The organism is Okeania sp. SIO2C2, from assembly GCF_010692625.1.
Lineage (GTDB): Bacteria > Cyanobacteriota > Cyanobacteriia > Cyanobacteriales > Microcoleaceae > Okeania > Okeania hirsuta.
This window is the reverse complement of the sequence record NZ_JAAHGM010000035.1, coordinates 18,210-37,798: the sequence shown is the minus strand read 5'-3', so window position 1 is coordinate 37,798 and position 19,589 is coordinate 18,210. Positions and strand designations below refer to the sequence as shown.

Annotated in this window: 12 protein-coding genes; 6 read left to right on the top strand and 6 right to left on the bottom strand. The window is 38.4% G+C overall.

Annotation, left to right across the window (positions count from 1 at the left end; genetic code table 11):
• Positions 1–333 precede the first annotated feature (333 nt).
• The 4 genes from btpA (at position 334) to F6K18_RS36800 (ending at position 3,361) form a co-directional block, all read left to right on the top strand.
• A complete protein-coding gene (btpA, locus tag F6K18_RS23600) occupies positions 334–1,203 on the top strand; it encodes a photosystem I biogenesis protein BtpA (RefSeq protein WP_124144229.1) in 870 nt (289 codons plus the stop codon).
• Between the two features lie 926 nt (positions 1,204–2,129).
• Positions 2,130–2,357, top strand: coding sequence for a PAS domain-containing protein (locus F6K18_RS36810; protein ID WP_353735149.1), 228 nt, complete (start codon positions 2,130–2,132; stop codon positions 2,355–2,357).
• A gap of 446 nt (positions 2,358–2,803) precedes the next feature.
• On the top strand, positions 2,804–2,983 hold the full coding sequence (locus F6K18_RS36805) for a GGDEF domain-containing protein (RefSeq protein ID WP_353735148.1): 180 nt from the start codon (positions 2,804–2,806) through the stop codon (positions 2,981–2,983).
• Positions 2,984–3,361: a GGDEF domain-containing protein gene (locus F6K18_RS36800; RefSeq protein WP_353735147.1), complete on the top strand. Its 378-nt coding sequence runs from the start codon at positions 2,984–2,986 to the stop codon at positions 3,359–3,361.
• Positions 3,362–4,337: 976 nt separating this feature from the next.
• Here F6K18_RS36800 and psbU read toward each other — a convergent pair.
• The 5 genes from psbU to F6K18_RS23565 form a co-directional block, all read right to left on the bottom strand.
• Positions 4,338–4,766: a photosystem II complex extrinsic protein PsbU gene (gene psbU, locus F6K18_RS23585; protein WP_287524680.1), complete on the bottom strand. Its 429-nt coding sequence runs from the start codon at positions 4,764–4,766 to the stop codon at positions 4,338–4,340.
• 362 nt (positions 4,767–5,128) lie between these two features.
• On the bottom strand, positions 5,129–5,296 hold the full coding sequence (locus tag F6K18_RS23580) for a hypothetical protein (RefSeq protein ID WP_287524677.1): 168 nt from the start codon (positions 5,294–5,296) through the stop codon (positions 5,129–5,131).
• The gene (locus F6K18_RS23575; RefSeq protein ID WP_287273382.1) at positions 5,289–5,423 is read right to left on the bottom strand and encodes a hypothetical protein; all 135 of its coding nucleotides are present in this window, start codon (positions 5,421–5,423) and stop codon (positions 5,289–5,291) included. The genes F6K18_RS23580 and F6K18_RS23575 overlap by 8 nt, the downstream gene beginning before the upstream one ends.
• A gap of 382 nt (positions 5,424–5,805) precedes the next feature.
• Positions 5,806–6,819 (bottom strand): adenylate/guanylate cyclase domain-containing protein, encoded by a 1,014-nt coding sequence (locus F6K18_RS23570; protein ID WP_287524674.1) that lies wholly within the window; start codon positions 6,817–6,819, stop codon positions 5,806–5,808.
• Positions 6,820–6,971: 152 nt separating this feature from the next.
• Positions 6,972–7,700, bottom strand: coding sequence for a DUF3120 domain-containing protein (locus tag F6K18_RS23565; protein WP_353735146.1), 729 nt, complete (start codon positions 7,698–7,700; stop codon positions 6,972–6,974).
• A gap of 353 nt (positions 7,701–8,053) precedes the next feature.
• Here F6K18_RS23565 and F6K18_RS23560 point away from each other — a divergent pair, with 353 nt between their 5' ends.
• Entirely contained in the window at positions 8,054–8,881 is an 828-nt protein-coding gene (locus F6K18_RS23560) for an undecaprenyl-diphosphate phosphatase (RefSeq protein WP_287524671.1), read from the top strand.
• Positions 8,882–9,524: 643 nt separating this feature from the next.
• On the opposite strand, the gene F6K18_RS23555 is transcribed toward F6K18_RS23560, so the two are convergent.
• A complete protein-coding gene (locus tag F6K18_RS23555; RefSeq protein ID WP_124144190.1) occupies positions 9,525–10,010 on the bottom strand; it encodes an allophycocyanin subunit alpha-B in 486 nt (161 codons plus the stop codon).
• Between the two features lie 1,339 nt (positions 10,011–11,349).
• Between F6K18_RS23555 and F6K18_RS23550 the strand changes: the two genes are divergently transcribed.
• Entirely contained in the window at positions 11,350–19,413 is an 8,064-nt protein-coding gene (locus F6K18_RS23550; protein WP_287524668.1) for a LamG-like jellyroll fold domain-containing protein, read from the top strand.
• Positions 19,414–19,589 lie beyond the last annotated feature (176 nt).

The window sequence follows — 19,589 nt, the reverse complement described above, 5'->3', positions numbered from 1 at the left end:
AATTCTCTTTAAGTTAGTAAGTGGACATAAATAAACGCTAAAACAAAGAATCTGAAAATGAAGCGAGAAGGCACATTTTTATCTGATTTTCACCCTAACCCCCAGCCCCTAAAACCTATCCTCTAAGTTCTGTAAAATTAGCCTACCAAACCACCCTACAAATACTTATACATACCTTCCAGAGATACCATTGCAGATAAAGCTTTAAAATGATGATGACCAAAAATTGACAATATAGTAGCAGAGTCTAGATAATAGATATATCCTAGGCCATAATTTCTCATGTAAATTCTGTTATGTTATTGCCAAATAACCGTGGTTTCAGGTAAACCCGTGGACTTAAAGCAAATATTTAAAACCAGACATCCAATCATTGGGGTAGTACATTTACAGCCTCTGCCAACCTCACCCCGTTGGGGAGGCGACCTCCAAGCTATTATTAGTAGAGCAGAAAGAGAAGCCACAGCCCTTGCATCAGGTGGTGTAGATGGCATTATCGTAGAAAACTTTTTTGATGCTCCTTTTGTCAAAGACCAAGTTGACCCGGCCGTAGTTAGTGCCATGACATTATTAGTACAAAAGATTATGAACTTGGTTTCCCTACCAATTGGAATCAACGTTTTGCGTAATGATGGCCAAAGTGCGATGGCGATCGCCTCCTGTGTGCAGGCCCAATTTATTCGTGTTAATGTCCTAACCGGAGTTATGTCTACGGATCAAGGGTTAATTGAAGGAAAAGCACATCAACTTTTACGCTATCGTCGAGAATTGGGTAGTGATGTCAAAATCTTTGCAGATGTTCTAGTCAAACACGCCCAACCATTGGGTGAACCCAATTTAACTACAGTTGTCCAAGAAACAATTGAACGTGGTCTAGCTGATGGAATAATTCTCTCCGGTTGGACTACTGGAAGTCCCCCTACCTTGGAAGATTTAAAATTAGCTAGTGCAGCAGCATCAGATACACCTATATTTATCGGCAGTGGCGCTAACTGGAACAATATTTCTACCTTGATGCCAGCTGTAGATGGTGTTATTGTATCTAGCTCGCTGAAGCGACATGGTCAAATAGACCAACCGATAGATCCTATTCGCGTGAGTCAGTTTGTGGAAGCTACTCAGCGAAGTTTATCGAATCAGAGACAAGATAATGAAAATTGGCAAAAAGAAACTAAAAATTGGCCTTCTCCTCTAAAAAATTAGGAATCAAAAATATAAATGTAAATTATGGTTCACCGAAACTCTAACCTATGGATTAAAGCAGTGGTCAAGTGAAGTTATGGTGGCGATCGCCACCATAAGTGTACTAAAGAGTCTATGGCACTATAGTCAAATTATCAGTCATCTGTTACAAATTATCAGTTAAAAGTTAATATTTTTAACTTTGTGCCTTTGTGTGGGTGACAAGAGAAGGAGCGACAACATTAGCCACATCATATACTTGATGATTTATTAAATATGTACCACAATAGTTGGCCTTAATGATCATGATTCAGAAGTCTTAATTAGTCTCTATACTGAAATATTTGGTATGCTCAACCTATGGAGTTTTTTGACCTATATTTATATTTATATTTAATGATGATAAAGATTTACCTTTTGCCGTGAATCTAGACACTAATAAAATGTTCCGACTTAATGTAGTTAAGACGTAGATATTAATGTTGGGATTAGCAATTAAAATTGTGGTTTATAGAAATTATCTAATCTGGATAGCTACTATTAAAATTAGTGAAGTTATATATTTTTAATGTATCGCTTCTACATTCTTTTTAGGTAATCTATTCATCTGAATATTATCTAATTAGTTAAGCTGTAGATCTATTTTTTTTCTATAAATAGAATTACTATTGGTATAGTAGCTTTAATTATAACATGAGGAATTTATATTAATACCAATTCTATTTAAGGCTGCACATAATTATGAATTTATTAATTTTTCATTATTTATTTGTAGTTAACTGTGATTCAACTTTTATTCTATAGTAACTTTTTATTAATTTGGTATTAAACAGGGCAATGGTTTGAGTAACTCTAGTTACATAGACACTCATAAAAGTTAAGTATAATGTCAATTCATATAAAATTTATAAAACTATTTTGAAAGTAATAAATATGAAGTTGCAGATATAAAATTAGCTCGTCCTCACTTAAAAGAAGAATGGCAGAGATCTACAGAATTTCTACAGTCAGTTATTAATGCAATTCCTGACCCTATATTTGTCAAGGATAAATATCATCGTCGCATTGTTTTGAATGAAGCTTATGGTAAATTTCTCGGTTATTCTGTAGACGATCTACTCATCAAAACAGATTACGAATTATTTGCTCAAAATGAAGCTAATATATTTTGGTAACAAGATGAGTTAGTATTTCAAACTAATCAACAGCAAGAAAATGAAGAATATTTGACAGATTACCGTGGAATTACTCACATAGTTGCTACGAAAAGAACTCTTCATCAAGATGCCACAGGAAATCTATTTTTAGTAGGAGTAATTAGGGCTTGCTGATTAAATCTAAAAGCATTGACATATAAAGACTAAAGAATTTTTGGAGTCGAATTGCAGTGCAAATTTTTCACCTCTTTATGCTCATGCATGGAGCGTATTTTAGGCGCATAGTTGGGCAGAAAAATCATTCTTACAAAACGCCCGCTCCTACCTCCTATAAATTCCAATTTCTCCTGTCTCCTGTCTCCTGTCTCCTGTCTCCTGTCTCCTGTCTCCTGTCTCCTACCCCTACCCTACCACTCATACTTTTTCAGCAAACCCTAATTAGAGATATTACCGAATGAAAAAAAATGGAGGAAAACCTGAAGGAAACAGCAACAAGACTAAAGATTGATAATGATCAACTAAAGCTTTTAGGAGATTCTTTACATCATCAAGCTAATCACGATCCCCTCAGAGGATTACCTAATCGTAAGCAATTTTATGAGGGTTTAAGTCAAGCTATTGAGTGGGCAAATGTGAATGAATAAATGGTTGGTCTACTATTTCTAGACCTCAACGGATTTAAAGCTGTTAATGATACCCTGGGTCATAATATAGGAGACTTATTATTAAAATTAGTAGCACAAAGATTGTCAGGGTGCTTAAGAGGAAGTGATACAGTTTCCCGACTTGGAGGTGATGAGTTTACTGTGATTTTACCAGGTATTCCAGGACAAATAGGAGCTTCCAGAGTGGCTGACAAAATTCGCAACACAATTAATCAAACTTTTAAATTAGAAGACCATATTGTACCAGTGGGAACCAGTATTGGTATTAATTACTATAGCTCTAATCAGACTTACACAGATGTTGATACCTATTTTTTAAAATCATCTATATCTTGCAAAATATACACCAGACAATAATGGTACATCTGGAGACAGTAAAAAAGGTGGAGGGGCGTTCTAAGAGCTTATTTGTAAACCTAGCTAAAATCCTTATGTAATCTAACTATCAGGGATTTAGGTATATTGGGCTATAAATCCCAAAACCCTTGTATTCCAAGGAATTCAGCCTCTTAATATTTACTTGATAAATCAGCTCTAATATTACCTCTTTTTCATTTAAATACTAAATAGCTATCTATAGGGTTAATCTACTATGTTTATTTCTGGTCGTGATTAAAACTTTAGGGTTAATTAAGTTTAATAATTCATGTCGTAATTTTTTCAATTTATCTCTAAAACGCATCGATAATATCAGTTAGTCTGAAAACAATAAATTTAAGAACTAATCGCTGAGGTTAATAAGTATATCAGGCATTTTATCAAAACTAATATTAGTTTACCGAATAATTAATAATTTCAGCTTTGAAGTCTATCCTTTTAAAGGATAAGGAGAAAAGTCATTGATATTTCTTTTTAAGAAGAGATAACTGTTAATTGTTAATTATTAATTGTTGAATGTGAAAACTAAACTCTAGAAACTTGAAGCAATTGACATACTCCTGATGTTACCCATAGCTCAACTCCTTGGGGTTCTTCAATTAGCATTTGGAATCGCTGTTTGTATAGCAGATGATCAGCGAACCCTGTGTTTTTATTATAAGCATGATTATCTATCCTATCTACTTCAGTAATGATTGTGCTGTATAATTTTAGGACATTATGTATCACCTTCAACTTAATAAGAAGCTTAAATTAGATATAAATTCACCTAATTTAAACTTCTTTTATTTCGCAACACCGACACAAGTAGAATAAATACGGTTTTAACCCGTAGAGTTTCTAATACTTAACTTCAACAATCAATTGGTAATTTCCAATATTTAATCAAGTACTCAAGTATTACATAGCAACATTGAAAATTGACTAATGTTTGAGAGTTTAGTCTATGCTAATCTTAGTCGTATGAACCAGTATTCAATCTGAAGTCACCTTCATTATATACATCAGCAGTTTGAGTCACTGTAAAATTTTCAAGGTTAGCTTCTAAAAGCTTTTTCTGTCTTTCAGTTAGATCGGGAATTTCTAGTACATCCTCTACTTTTTTGTAAGGAGCATTATCTACTATCTTCGCAGCTATAGTTGGGAACATTCCCCGGTATTTCCGAAAGCTTCGTAAAGGACTATTGTTAAGGTCGAGCTTCTCTCCAATCTCTCCTAATTTTCTGTCTGCCTTGTTAACCCTTCCAGATTCTACTGCTAGAATTGACGTTGAAGGCCATACAGTTAAACTTAAGTTACCTGCATAAGCTTGATGGTATGGCATTAATCCTACACAACCTAGACATAACCCTAATATTGCTAGCAGTAAGCCTATTTGTTTCATTATTCTATTTCTCCTCATCTTTATTGATATACACAGTTTTTTAAGTACCTAACGGTAAAAATTAAACTGTTTAAATTTCTACAGTTTACTTAATTGTTAGTGGGTTAATCAAGTAACGACTGCATGATACAGTTTACTATTCTCCAGACTCAGAAAGTCTATGAAAATAATTTTTCTACTTGTCGGTTTCCACTGCTTAAACGTCTCGCAAATTATCTCTTCCTTCCTCTAATCCTATAGAAACTTTGGGAGATATATTTTTGTCCAACAAGACAAATTTAGTCATAGACTATTAAGCCATATTCACTATACCCTATCAGGTTCTACGGCTTAAACTAACCTTTTTTTTGACACTCCCGCCGTTAAATCAAAGATGATAACGGGGTATTCTTGTTTTGCTGACGCAACGCTACGCGTTTAATGTCGCGGAGCGAAACACAGATTCTCGGACTAGGTAACAAATCAAACAAGTTGAGTGGTACTCCCGCTACTACCATCTCCACAAACTTTCTTGCTCCGTCTTTACGCATCAGAAACCGTTGACTCGCAGGCGGTGCGCTTTTCTTTGACAGTGCACCCTACAGTTATTAACCCTCTATTTTCAATTACTTTTGCAGCAGCTAAATCACCATTGTTATAGAAGGTTGAGTGTACCATACAGCTACTTTTGCTTTTTCCCTCAGTTATCTTATCATGCTGTATTGAAGTTAATTCCAAGCCTTTTGATGTTAACGATCAGCTGATATGTCCCATCGTCAGAAGTCTCATGGGATATTAAACTATAGCAATGTGCGCTGGCATATTTACAAATCACAGGAGGTGTCCAATAGCTAAAAGTCTTATATTATCAGCCTTTTATTCCCCCTTCCGGAGCTGTTGCTTTCCGGAGCTGTTGCCTGCGCACAGCGCTATACAAAGTTTTTTCTTGAGTTTATACACTTGGCACATCTACAATCTAAGCTTTTGCTTGACAGATCGTAACTATATGGATTGAAAAACCATGTAGTTATGATCTGTAAAAAGTTATAGTTGATTTGATCTAAAACAAATTTTGATTTTTTGCAGAGAACAATTTTTTGCCCAAAAAAGTATTGAGATTATTAAAAGTACCACCATAAGTAATAGTTGAACTATCATAGCCTTTCAGATTTACTTGATACTGCTTAAATATTTGATGCACATTTTCTAAATCGCAAATATACTGATAAGTACCTTCTCCCAAAGCAATATCCATACCAATTTCTTTAGTAGATGATTCTAGGCGAAATGCTGCATTTACAGTATCTCCCAAAGCAGTATAGTCCGAGCGTTCACTACTACCAGCATTACTCACCATTGCATAACCTGTATTTATTCCTGCTCCTACTCTTAAAGGAAACGGTAAAGGGTAGATTTTACTTAGTTCTCTTGTTACTTCATATAAATCTTTGAGAGCTTGAAAAATACGAATCATTTCTGCACTACTAACTCCCTCAGCTCCATGAAACCAAACAGCCATAATCGCATCACCAATATATTTATCCACCCAACTTCCATTCTTCCTGATAATATCCCCTGCCTGCCGAAACCAACTACCAATAACTTCAGACAATACTCTCTCGTCCAGTTTTCTAGTCAGTACTGTAAAATCTCGGATATCCATTACCATCACTGATATTAGGCGACGAACATGCAAGGTAGCTGTAAAATCTTGAGAATCACCATCTATACCCGACTGTTTGTCCAGACCTAGTAATGGACAATTAAATTCTAGTTCTGTTTGACCAAATACTAAGCGATCAGAATCCTTTAAAATTACAGGAATACTCACACGACGACTATTTACAAAAGAACCATTACGACTGCCTAAGTCAATCAGATAAAAATCTCCTTTGTCCATCTGTTGTATCATGGCATGGTTGCGGGATATCCATCTATCAGTCAGGACAAAAGTGTTATCTCTACCTCTACCAATAGTCCAACAATTATTTCCTACTAGAGGTAGGTAGCGATCGCCTGCTTCGGTACGAAGGATCATATGAGGAGGTTGCAAAGTCACGACAGTGGCACTCATGGTAACACAAGCTCTAAACTTGTGTGAATTCTCTTTTGGTCAGCATTAATATATCACTAATCAACTGATTGCCCCTAAAATAGCATAGGTTTCTAGAGGATTATTACCAATTTCTTCTTCTATTGCACCCCCTCTGACTATATTACTTAGTATTAGGCTAAACAAGCAGCTAATAGAAATAGACTGTCCACTAAAATTGTACTTAATACTGCTGCTCCAAAGGTCCAAAAGTATAACTTGTTTGATTGCAAAGGTACAAGACCAAAAAGCAATAGAATTCCCACCAAAACAAATATCCAAATTATTCCCCAGGAAGTACATACTTGAGTTAAAGCATCTTGGAATACTTCTAAGGCCATATCTGGTTCAACTATCATTAATCGTCGCCAATAAGGAATAAGACCAGTTATGTAGAAGTATCCATCTGTAACTGCTGTACCTAGTAGAGAACCAAGGTAAAAACAGTTACCTATCATTTCTCTTTTGTGCGCCAAACACCATAAAGCAAAAGGTACACATATCGCCTCAACTGGTAAATGGAGGAGTGGTTCCTGTCGTAGCCAACCCCAGTATATTGAGCCTGTGAACCAACTCCAAGTAAATCCTAATAATAAATCGCCCCAGATATGGGTATGTCTATCTTTTAGTAGTTTTAAACTTAGCCATAACCAAAACCCTGTCATCGCCAAACTTAACCAAGGTAGTTGACGTACCATTGGAGCTTGAAAAAAGACTGGCACTGACACTAGAAATATGGCAGCACAAAACACAGCCCATTTTTGGCTGATTCTAATTTTTTCAGCAACGCCGAAAAATAAATTTGTCCCCAATTTTTCTGGGTAAAGCATTGTGACTCTAGCAAACAAAGTATTATTCAACAAGATATTTTTAATATTTTTTACTTAAGTTTATCTAATTTAACATATCACATTTATTATCCCCTCCAGGGGCATCTTTGATAATAATAGGTATTTTATCCCCTCCTAGGGGATTTTTTAGGAAGAGTTAATAATAAACAAAAATCCTATGAAATAAAGAGTTTTCACTCCTCAAAACTCAAAAAAGTGGTGATACTTCTGATGCTATAATCGATTAATAGTTCTACTTAAAACCCTACTTAATGAAATTCTTATTTGCTGTTATTGTCAGCGCCCTAATTTTTATATCTTTAGACGACAAAGTAGGCCAATCATTGCCTTTGGACCCAGTTTCCACCTCTGAGCAGCTATCACAAATGAATATTTTTCAAGCAGTTATTCTAGGGATGGTACAAGGGTTAACAGAATTTTTACCCATTAGTAGTACGGCTCACCTCAAAATTGTTCCTGTTGCCCTGGGTTGGGGAGACCCTGGTGTGGCTTTTACTGCCGTTATTCAATTAGGTAGTATTGTTTCGGTTGTCTGGTATTTCTGGAATGACTTGACAAAAATCACGACAGGTGCATACAAATCTCTAGTCACATCAGATTACCAGTCCCCTGATTTCAAAATGGCATTGGGCATTGCTCTGGGAACCTTGCCAATAGTAATTTTCGGGTTATTGATCAAAATATTTATTCCAGATTTTGATAACTCTCCGTTGCGCAGCACAGTAGCGATCGCTATTGCTTCAATAGTTATGGCTTTATTATTAGGAATAGCAGAGAGAATTGGCAGCCGAAAACGTAATTTTGAACAACTAGATATTAAAGATGGCATACTGATGGGATTAGCTCAAGCATTAGCATTAGTCCCCGGAGTATCTCGTTCTGGCTCAACTATTACAGGTGGCCTATTTATGGGGTTAGAAAGGGCTACAGCAGCTAAATTTTCTTTTTTATTGGGTCTTCCAGCGATTACTTTAGCAGGTTTGGTTGAACTTAAGACTTTATTGGATGAGGGTTTTGGAGGTGTGGGTTTAGCACCTACTATTGCTGGGATTATATCTGCAATAATTTTTTCTTATATAGCAATCGCTTGGTTGATTAGATACTTACAAACTCAAGATACATGGATATTTGTTTGGTATAGATTAGCTTTTGGGGTATTAATTTTAGTGGCGATCGCTGGTGGTGTAATTTGAAGAAGGAAGAAGGAAGAAGGAAGAAGGAAGAGGAAAGGACTGAAGTTTGGAAATAATGGATAGGGACAATGTAACAGTTGCTGAATAGAAGTTATCAATTCTTTCCCTCTACTCCCTCTTTTGCAGGAGATTTCTGCTTTGACATCCTCCCGACGTTGCGCTTACAAGGGCACAGCGGGATTCCTAAACCTCGCAACTCAGGACTTTCTGCTTCGTAGCACCTGCTGAGGAGGCCAAACCTCTTTCTGGTCTTACGGTCGCTCCACAGACTGAAACTGCTAGCCCAGCAGCCTAATTTTATTTAGCGTAGCATACCCTTGTAAGAACCGCAACATTGATTGCCATTCATCCCGACGCTCCCGACGAGGAGAGCGCGGGTATAAATGCCAAAATTTAGATAAAATTTAAACCCATCCAAGAATTTCTTAGATGGGAATTAAAGCTACAAAAAACAAAAAAAACTTAACTAGCTATCAGCTATTAGCCTAAAATTTGTGCATAGAATTAAGTATCTGTTTGCGGAGCATTCCGGAACGGAAAAGCTTGGGTCAAAGCTCCTCAACTGAGCAAGTCGTTCAATTTTAGGAGGGGTTTAACCCCTTCTAAAAAGCTGACCGCTGATTGCTGAACTGCTAAACGCTTTTTAAGACATGGCCTGAATGATATAGTCAAAGTAAGGAGCAGCTTCCTGAACATCTTCATCATCAAGTAAAGCAAGAGAAGCTTCCTTCAAACAACGGATTGACTCTACCATTCCAGGAACTGGTACACCCAATGAGTTGTACATTTCCCGAACACCAATCAAACCAATACTTTCAATTGGATCTTTATCACCAGCTAGTACCCCATAAGTAATCAAACGCAAGTACCAACCATAATCCCGGAGGCACAAGGCACGCTCCCGTTGACCAAAAGCATTACCACCAGGGGCAATAAAATCTGGACGCCTGCGCCACAACTCTTGACTAGCTTTGTCTACAATTCTTTTCTCATTTTCAGAAAGCACGCTAGCAATACGCACGCGCTGCTCGCCTGTTTTTAAAAAAGTATTTATGGCTTGAAGTTCCCCACTACTGGGATAACGTAATTCATCGTCTGCTTTGAGAATAACTTGGCTAACTACACTCATAATTATCAAAAAATTTCAGAATTATATTTCATTTTAGCTATTGACGACCTTTCTCAGTCATCAAATTCGAGGCATTTAATTTGAGAGATTTATATCATGTTCGCTTGAATACTTACACTTTGGAGTCAGGAAGGCAGCTATGCTGAAGGCAGCTATGCTGAAGGGAAGAAAAGGTTAAAAGGGATCAAGTTTTTTGATCAGGACTTACGCAAAAAAGGAAATTATACACCATTTGTAGGGGCGAACGGCCGTTTGCTTCCCATACTCCGCAGGTGCCCCTACTAGATGTGGTGCTTGGTGCGTAAGTCCTGTTTATAACTGATTATCGAAACATGAGATTATATCATGTTCGGTTGAATACTTACACTTTGGAGTCAGGAAGGCAGCTATGCTGAAGGCAGCTATGCTGAAGGGAAGAAAAGGTTAAAAGGGATCAAGTTTTTTTATAACTGATTATCCGAACATGATATTATTGATATTTTTGAATAATTAGGAGTCAGGAGTCAGATGAAATTCGGTACGAGTGTACATAAAATATAGCGTTGAAAATTTCTCTGAAATCTACTTGAATAGGATGAGCAAACCCTCTGGGTTCAAGTATGAGAGGCTTGAGTATTTCCCACTCTGAATCACTTAGGTCACTTGGGTATGGTTGACGTTGAGGATTTGCGATCGCAGAACATGGCGTTAGCTCTATCGCAGGTAGACGGTTTATTAGTTCAAAATATGGCGTTGGTAATTTGAGGTATGATATCATGTCCACATAAGAGCGCTATAGAACTCCGTGACCTTTACGCTGCCCGAAAAACTTTCTCCTTCTATTCCTCTTTACTTCTTCTTTCTTCCCCTCCTGGGAGGGGTTAGGGGTGGGTTGACTCCTGACTCCTGACTCCTGACTCCTAAGTAATTAAGATTAGTATCATACACTAATTTACCAACGCCCAAAATATAGCTCAAAAACTAACAGTAACACCATCAGGACTTACACATAACTATCGTTAACGTCCCTAAAAATGGTGTATAACAGCGCTTTTCACTCTTGATGAACCACATCTTCACACATCAAACTTTGTAGGGACGTTCCATGGAACGTCCCTACTGTGGTCTACCCAAATGAAAACCGCTGTAAAGCGATCGCCATCGACTCACTACATACAATAGCCATTTTGTCAACCCCTTTAATTGATGACACGCCGTAATAAAAATTACTTCAATTATTAAAAAATAATTAAAGTAATAAAATCTCATAGAAGATTTTATATATTCATGCTAAAGAAGCTAAATTTTTCCTCACTCATAGCTGAAGGTAAAAAGTTTCCAAACTATCGATTTTTTTGAGATGAGTAACCAAACAATTTTTGATAATTTCCTCAAATCCTATGAGGACAAAACCTACAAACATCCCACCCTGGTGCGACACAAAGGTACGGTGATTGCCTTTGCTATGGACAATGAACAACGTATCTATTACACAGTCCTTGACCTCAGTGACAGTGATGAAAACAAAGGACCAATAGATGTAGAATACTGGTCAAAAAATCCGAGCAAACTACATTTTTCTCATGAAATAGGCCAAGTTGGTTATGGGTTGGTAGGGGCAACTAGAATGCCCACAGTTAAGAAAGGAACACAAACTGAAGACAAGCCAGAAAATTTAAACCTTGACGAAATTGACGACTTCCTCTCAACCACAGCCAGACTAACAGAAGATGCGCCTTTCCAGGTACTTTCTGACGACCAATATATCTACGTCTTTCGTCAGTCTATTGCTGGTAATGACCCAAATATAGTCTATAAACTCACCAGACTCCAAGGTGGTGGCTCATCTGGAGATACCACCAGAGATAACTCCGAATTTGTTCTCTCTGGAGGCAATAAAGTCCCCCTAGTCAACAATACTCTACTATTAGACCGCTTCGTTCTTGCAGGTACTCAACTACAACCCAAGATGGAAGTGCGTTATAAGCGCAGTCGCAACAAAACTCAACCAGCTAATAGTAAAGATAGTCTGGGAGCAAAAGATATAGAAGGCAAAGCATTCTATGAGCCTACCCAAGAACTAGACTTTGTGCAGCAGCTTCAGGGAGGACGTTTCCAAGTTCTGTTGTTACCTACCCAGGTAGCTAATATTCAGCGCTGGCAGGTCTTTACTTATAACAGTGCTACTAGCAAGATTGACTCTTTTAATATTGAGCGGGCGACTGATGGTCTGTTTAATACTAAAGGGACTATTTATTATACTAGCCCTGACGCAGAATATCAGAATGCCATTTTCCAACGTCGTCCTGGAGTAGACTCTTTTACCAATGAAGAGTTAGTACCAATTCTTAATACCAAGGGTGCAGCAGAATCAGCACTGAGTTTTGATGGTACTGATAATTATGTGGATTTAGGGAATCCCTCGGAATTACAGATTACAGGCAGTCAGACTATTGAAATGTGGGTCAAACCCTTGTCTTTAGCTAACAGGCAAAGTCTGTTTTGTAAAGCCTATAACGGTGAAGGGGCAATTACCTTAGAGGTAGATGGTAAACTATCCTATTATTATGGTACTGGTGGTAATAATCCTAGTGAGGCCAGTATGGATACCGATACTTTCCAAGGCATCTTGAGTGATTTTGGACTGCTGCGAGATGAATGGTCTCATATTGCTATTGTTAGGAATTTCCAGAGCAGGACATTAACGTGGTACATTGACGGTGCTTTTGCAGGGGAAGAAATTATTACTAAGGATGCTGCTACGGCAGGTAGTGAGAATGTTTTTCTAGCTAAAGGTTATGCCGATAATTTTAATGGTTGTATAGATGAAGTCCGAATTTGGAATCGTGCCCGTAGTGGTGATGAAATTAATGAGGATAGGCATCATCGTTTGGTAGGAAGGGAAATAGGATTAGTTGGTTATTGGCGATTTGATGAAAATACTGATACTACAGTTTATGACCAAACTGATAATGCTAACAACGGTACCATAAATGGTGCAACTTGGCAAGAGTCAGATGCACTTATTGGCAATCATCCAGGAGTGAGTCGGGATAGTTTTTCATTTGATGGACGTACTATTGAATCTGGATTAACGGTGGTACAGTATTTCCAGCAAGAAGATGCTCAAATCGGTAACGACCAAGAAAGTAAGCCGATGAAAACTAATGCTCGTGTGATGTTGGCAGTGGCTACAGGTGGAACCGATCCTAATGGAGCAACCACTACTAAGAAGTATATTGCTGCATTAGATTTTGCTGTTTCTCGTGAAGGAAGACTAGCGCAGATACCGGATAATTTATCTTTGAATTGGCTCAATAGAACAGATATTGACGGTGATTCTATCGAGACCTCTTTTTCAGCAGTTGGGAGTTTGGAAACGGAAATTAGTCAACTGAAACGAGAGATTCAAGGACTTACGGAAGAGCTTCAATCCCTAGAAGAAATAACTCAGGGGTTGGAAGAATTAAATCAAGAAAAACAGCAGAATGAATCTACTTTAAAGTCTTTGGAAGAAAAAAGGGATAACGGTTTGGATTATGTGACGAGTAATTCTTATTTCAGTATTCCTATTTCTATCAGTCTTTCTATCAAGATCCTGAAGAATACGCTCAGCGACTTAAATATAAGAATCACTGAATTGGAAACTCAAAAAGCTTCCTTCGATAGTAAAACAGCAGAGCTAACTCAAAAACAAGCTAGCCTGATTACCAAGCAAGAAGAACTTGAACGCAAAAAAGAAACATTATACGGTCAAGTATCATTACCAATGGCTCTGTTACATACGGACTCTGATGGCTTGACTTCTTCTGGAGCATTACTAGCGTTCGCCGATACTAACCATACCCCCCAACTATTTGATAGTGCGATGGGTAAACTAGCTCTTTATTTCCAAGGAACTAATACCCAGTTCTTTACTGCTTACTACGATACCAAAACAGCCCGCGCTCAAAAAATCATTGATTTAGGTGGTAAAAAAGTTCGCTTTATTGCTCGTTCTGTTGGTGCCGAGTCAAACGCTGCCACTATTACGATTAGTGATGGCAATAGTGATGATACCTGTGAAGTTACTATTGCTAACTCGGAAACCGGGATTACTGAAACCTGGCCAGAACTGCCACGAGACCCGCGTATGTTTAGTAAAGTTCTCAACGGACAAGCACAACCTCTCTATTTAGCACAAGTAGGAGCGACATCTGGTCAAGTTACCGAACTTACCCTCACAGAAACAACAAACCGGGAGCTAGCTGCAGGTGCAAAATTAAGAATTGGTGAGACCACAGTTACTACGAGTGCAGCAGTTCCAGTCAAATCCAGTAGTATTCCTGTCAACAGTGCATCTCTAGATGTAGAAGAAGAGACTCCAGTTTATTTGGTTTTATACGATTATCCCAGTAATGAAAGTAGTTCTCTAACTTCTGCGGCATTAGAGTTTAATGGTTCAACTGATTATGTGGAAATTGGACATTTCAATCCTGGAAACACATTTACAGTTGAATTATGGATTAAATCTGAGACTACTTATTATTCAGATTGCTTTCTTGGGAAAAATACTAACAGTGGAGACAAGTTATTCTTATTAGGTTATTGGTTAAGCCATTTCTGCATCGCTCTAGATATTAACCAGTATTATGTTATTCAAAACAGTCAAAGAATTATCGGAGAATGGTATCATCTAGCAGCAGTGATCAAGGAAAATCAGGGAAGTTCCGAAGTAAAAATCTATGAGAATGGTATATTAATCGATGAGACTACTTTAGCCAAACTTCTTGGAAATATTGACGGTAAACCTTGGAGTTTAGGACAAGAATGGGATGGTTCAACAACGCAATCTGATTTCTTCTCAGGTCAAATGGATGAAGTTCGCATCTGGAACTATGCTCGCACCGAAGCTGAAATCAATGCCGACAAGGATCGCCGAATTACAGGTAAAGAATCAGGATTAGTAGGATACTGGCATTTTGATGGACTTACAGCTAGAGACTATAGTGGTAATGGCAATGACGGCACTATATATGGTAATCCTCAAAATGTTGAATCTCCTCCTCTAAAAAGCAGTAGCAGTTCACAAAAAGTATATGGCTCGCGACAATTCCTGGTTTATTCTGAGGCAAACGCAGGCACAATTCCCAATGGCGCAGTCACAAGTTTGGGCGAGGCACCTTCCTGTCGTTGGGTAGCTGATGCTCCTGGTTTGGCTTTAGACTTTGATGGGCAAAGTCAATATATAGCTATAGGTGAGGATGAAATACCTCAGATGGATGCTACTGCTAACCTAACTTTGGAGGCATGGGTTAAACCCAAGGTGGTCAGCACTGCAGCTCGAATAATAGTTTATAATGACAGCTCCAAGAATAGTAAATATACTCTGGGGTTACTAGAGCAAGAGTTGATGTCGGCACTAGAGTTAGATGGGGATTATATTCAGCTATCACCTGAAAGTATCCCTTCTGGAAAAGAGATAACTTTTAGTTTATGGGCTTATGGAGATAGTACACTACCTGTTTCAACTTGTCTTATTGAAGCCTATAACGAGCAAGATGAGCGAATTTTTAATGTCCACTTACCTTGGTCTGATAAGAATATCTACTTTGATTGTGGAGGAGACCGAATAAACAGGCATGCAGAGAGACAAAATACAGATCCAGCAGATTTCGTCGAGGCTGAATACAAAGATAAATGGTCGCACTGGGCTTTTACCAAAAATGCTGATACTGGAGAGATGAAAATTTACTACAATGGTAAACTTTGGCATTGGAACGACGATAATAGCAAAACAAGTATATTACCAACAGTTAAAACTGTTAAATTAGGAAGCTATGTTAATGGTGGCGTGTATTATTATGGCAAAATTGACGAAGTTCGGATCTGGAACTATGCTCGTAGTGAAGAACAAATCCAAGCCGATATGAATCGCCGACTCAGTGGTAACGAATCTGGATTAGTAGGTTACTGGCACTTTGAAGGAGGAACAGCCAAGGACTATAGCGGTAATGGCAATGATGGAACGATACATGGTAATCCTACCAATGTTGCTTCTGCTATCAGTACCTACAAAGTATTTGCCGGAGTTGGCGATCGCTACCTCAATACTAAAGGACTATTTTTTATTAATAATTGGAATCATTTGGCTGCCAGTTACAACCAATCTTATGCCCTGAATTTCATGGGTAACGACTATCTCAATTGTGGCAAAAACCGGGCACTTAATCTCTGTGAAGACTTAACCATAGAAACAGTAGTACAGGTGAGTGACAGCAACTTATGCAGTATTCTCAGTAAAGGTCAGATCGGTTTTGGGTTAGAAAAAGAAAGTGTACCCTATGCTTTGCAAGTAGAAGCAGGTAAACTGACTTTCTCCTTTGAAGACAGTCAAGGCAGGATTCATAAATTAACGTCTCCTGCTAACAAAATTCAGACTAATGTAGTTCACAAAATTGCTGTTACTCGTCAAAAAGTTACTCAAGCTACTGACAGTGGAGCAGACCCGGATACCTGGGGAACTGGAGGTATAGCAGACATAACACCAGAAAATATTGATAGTAAGGATGGTGATATTGACAAAGCAATGAAAGCTGATTACGTTGCTTCCAAAAAACGAGGTAAAAACCTCAAGCAAGGTTTGAGAGAGCAGGATACTGCAACTACCTCCCAAGAACCAACATTCATCACTGGTCAAGGAACTGCTCAGTGGCTAGAACTGAAAATGTATATTGACGGTTTGCTGGTATGCAGTCAAGTAATTGAACCTGCTGTTAATCCTGAAGGTAATAATCAGCCCCTAGAAATTGGCAGAACAGGTGGGAGTTATTTTCTAGGTAAAATTTCCGAAGTCAAGCTTTGGAGTCGGGCACTAGAAAAAGGTGAAATTAATCAAAATATTACCGGACAGGAAGAAGGTTTAGTTGCTTGGTGGCAGTTAGAAGAAAACGAAGGCAATCTAGCTAATGATTTCAAAGGAGGCAACCACGCTCAAATTAAAGGTGCAACTTGGTGTAAAAATCCAGATGTGGAAGCTTCCGAGTTTCTCCTTTATAGTAATGGTGTTGTCCTAGGAACAGAATCATTAGATGCTAATGATTCAATGGTGTACCCGATTAGTTCTAAATTCACCCTTGGTGGTCGCAAAGCTGGTGGCGGTCCTTCAGATTACAATCAATGCTTTAATGGCATTATGGAAGAAGTCCGAATTTGGAAAGTCGTACGCACCCAAGAGCAAATTCTCGACAATGTATTTACTCGCCTCAAAGGAGAAAAGCAAGACTTAATCGCTTATTACACCTTTGATGAAATTTTTGATAATGAGTTGAAAGACAGCAGCTTGATGGGAAATAATCTGATCCTACGAGCAGATGCTAACAAACCTACATCTGTTTTTTCTGATGCTCCGATTGGTGACGATATCCCTCAAGTGCGTTCAGCCTTAGCAGCAGTTCAAACTGTATTCAATGCTCAGATAGATAGTAGTCCTACTGTTACCGAATACGGCGATATGCAGTATGATAGCCAGCAGAATCTAACTGGAGTCTTCAAACGCTGCTACACTTACATTAAAGATGGTAAATGGCGATTAATTACTGGTTACAAAATCGGTAATTTGATTACTGAATGGGTCTCTCAGGTACAGTTCGATCCTCAGATTATTGGTTACATCGAAGGGGCACCACCTATCCCCAGTGAAAATATGACCGTTGGTCCTATATCTCTCGGAGACACTGACACTTACAAACAAGCTAGCACAGTAGAATTAATTGAAGCAGAAGACGTCAATTATAATTTCTCCAGTTCCAAAGAAAATGGTTTTGACTCTTCTTTTGAAGCAGCAATGTCTACAGGTGTAGAGTTAGACCTACGGACTCTACTTGCTCCCCTTGGTTTTGGTGTTTCCTTCAAAGCCCAAGTAAAATTCAAGGTCTTAGGTAGTGGCAAGTTTCAATCTTCCGGAGGTTGGACTGATGAAAGCAGAATCACTAGCGGGCGAACTGTAACCAGAAATATGCGGGCAACTGCAGTAGGTTATTGGGAAGATAAAAATAATATGCTTAATCCCCGCTTGGGGCAACGGTATGTTCCTAATAATCAGGGATTTGCCTTGGTGCAATCAGAAACAGCAGACGTTTTTGCGTTACGTTTAGCTCATAATAAAGCTCTGATTTCCTATCGTTTTCAACCCAACCCTGATATTCCCAAGGATTGGAATATTATCTCGTTCCCCATCAACCCCCGTTATACTAAACAGGGAACCCTAGATGGTAAAGTTGGTTATCAACCCAATGGCAGCGTTCAAACTGACCCCGATTATCCCCAGGCTACTCAGTATGGAGAATATAGCTACTTTAAACCTATAGAAACCTATGCCCTGAAACGACAAATAGAGAGGGAAGCAGCAGAGTTGAAAAATTATTATGATAACTACGATGCTTCACCCCTATCCAATAGTATTCTCAAAAATGTAATGAGTACCAATGCTGGACTTTTAGCCAGTGCTGCTGGTGCTATTCCTATTGGAGGAATAGGTTTAGGTGCTGCTACCACCTTTGGTAGTCTTGCTGATGCTCTGACTAAAGACCAAAGTTTACCAGAAAAATTTGCTACTCGCAATATTGCTAATACTTATGTCTGGACAGCAGATGGAGGATTCTATGCTGAAACCACAAATACTATGGATGTGAGGCAGGAATCAAGTAGTGGTTCCTATTCTTTTAATACCAATTTTGGTGGCGGTATTTCTTTGAATGTATCTGCTGCTGGCTCTTTTGGATTTGATTTGAATGGTAGTACGGGCGGTCATCTGAATATGACTCAATCTAAAAGTGCGGAAACTTCTCAATCTTTTCGACTTGAAGTTCAGGTTAATCCCCAGAACAACTTGTACAAGTATGAAGTTCCTGAAGACCAAAAAGATTGGGAGTCAACTTATGTAGATTATTTGCTTCAGTATGATACTGAGGGTAATCCGATTAAAGTTCCTGGCAAGGTTGATGCCTATCGGTTTATGACATTTTACCTAGAACCGAAAGCAGAAAACTTTGAAGACTTTTATGGTAAAGTAGTAGACCCGATCTGGATTGAGCAAAGTAACGACCCTAATGCTCAAGCTCTACGGGAAGCCAGGCAAACTGAGAAAAAACCAGCCTGCTGGCGGATTCTGCACCGAGTCACTTTTGTCAGTCGTCTGCTACAAGATTTTAATGATGATGCTGCCTCTCAGTTAGCTAAGGATGCAAGAGCATTGAATATTGAAAGCAACTGGCAACTGATTAAAACATTAGAGCCTTTTGTCAAGAATAAAACAGATAATTTTGTGCAGCTTGCCGATGCAGTACAGGATGCTTTGGCAGAGCATTTACCAGAGTTGCAGCCTCACTCACTAGAAATTATTGCATACATGATGCAATACTACGGTTTATCAGAGGATGCCTAGTAATACCGTTTCACGGAAGTTAAAAGTCAAAAGTCAAAAGTCAAAAGTAAGATTTTAAGGCCATAGCATTGCTGTGTTCTTACAGCAGATTCCAAGCATATGAAGTACAGATATTAAAAATTAAATTTTCCCAGTGTGGGCTGGAATGTCTGCGATATTTGTACTTCGCCAAGTTG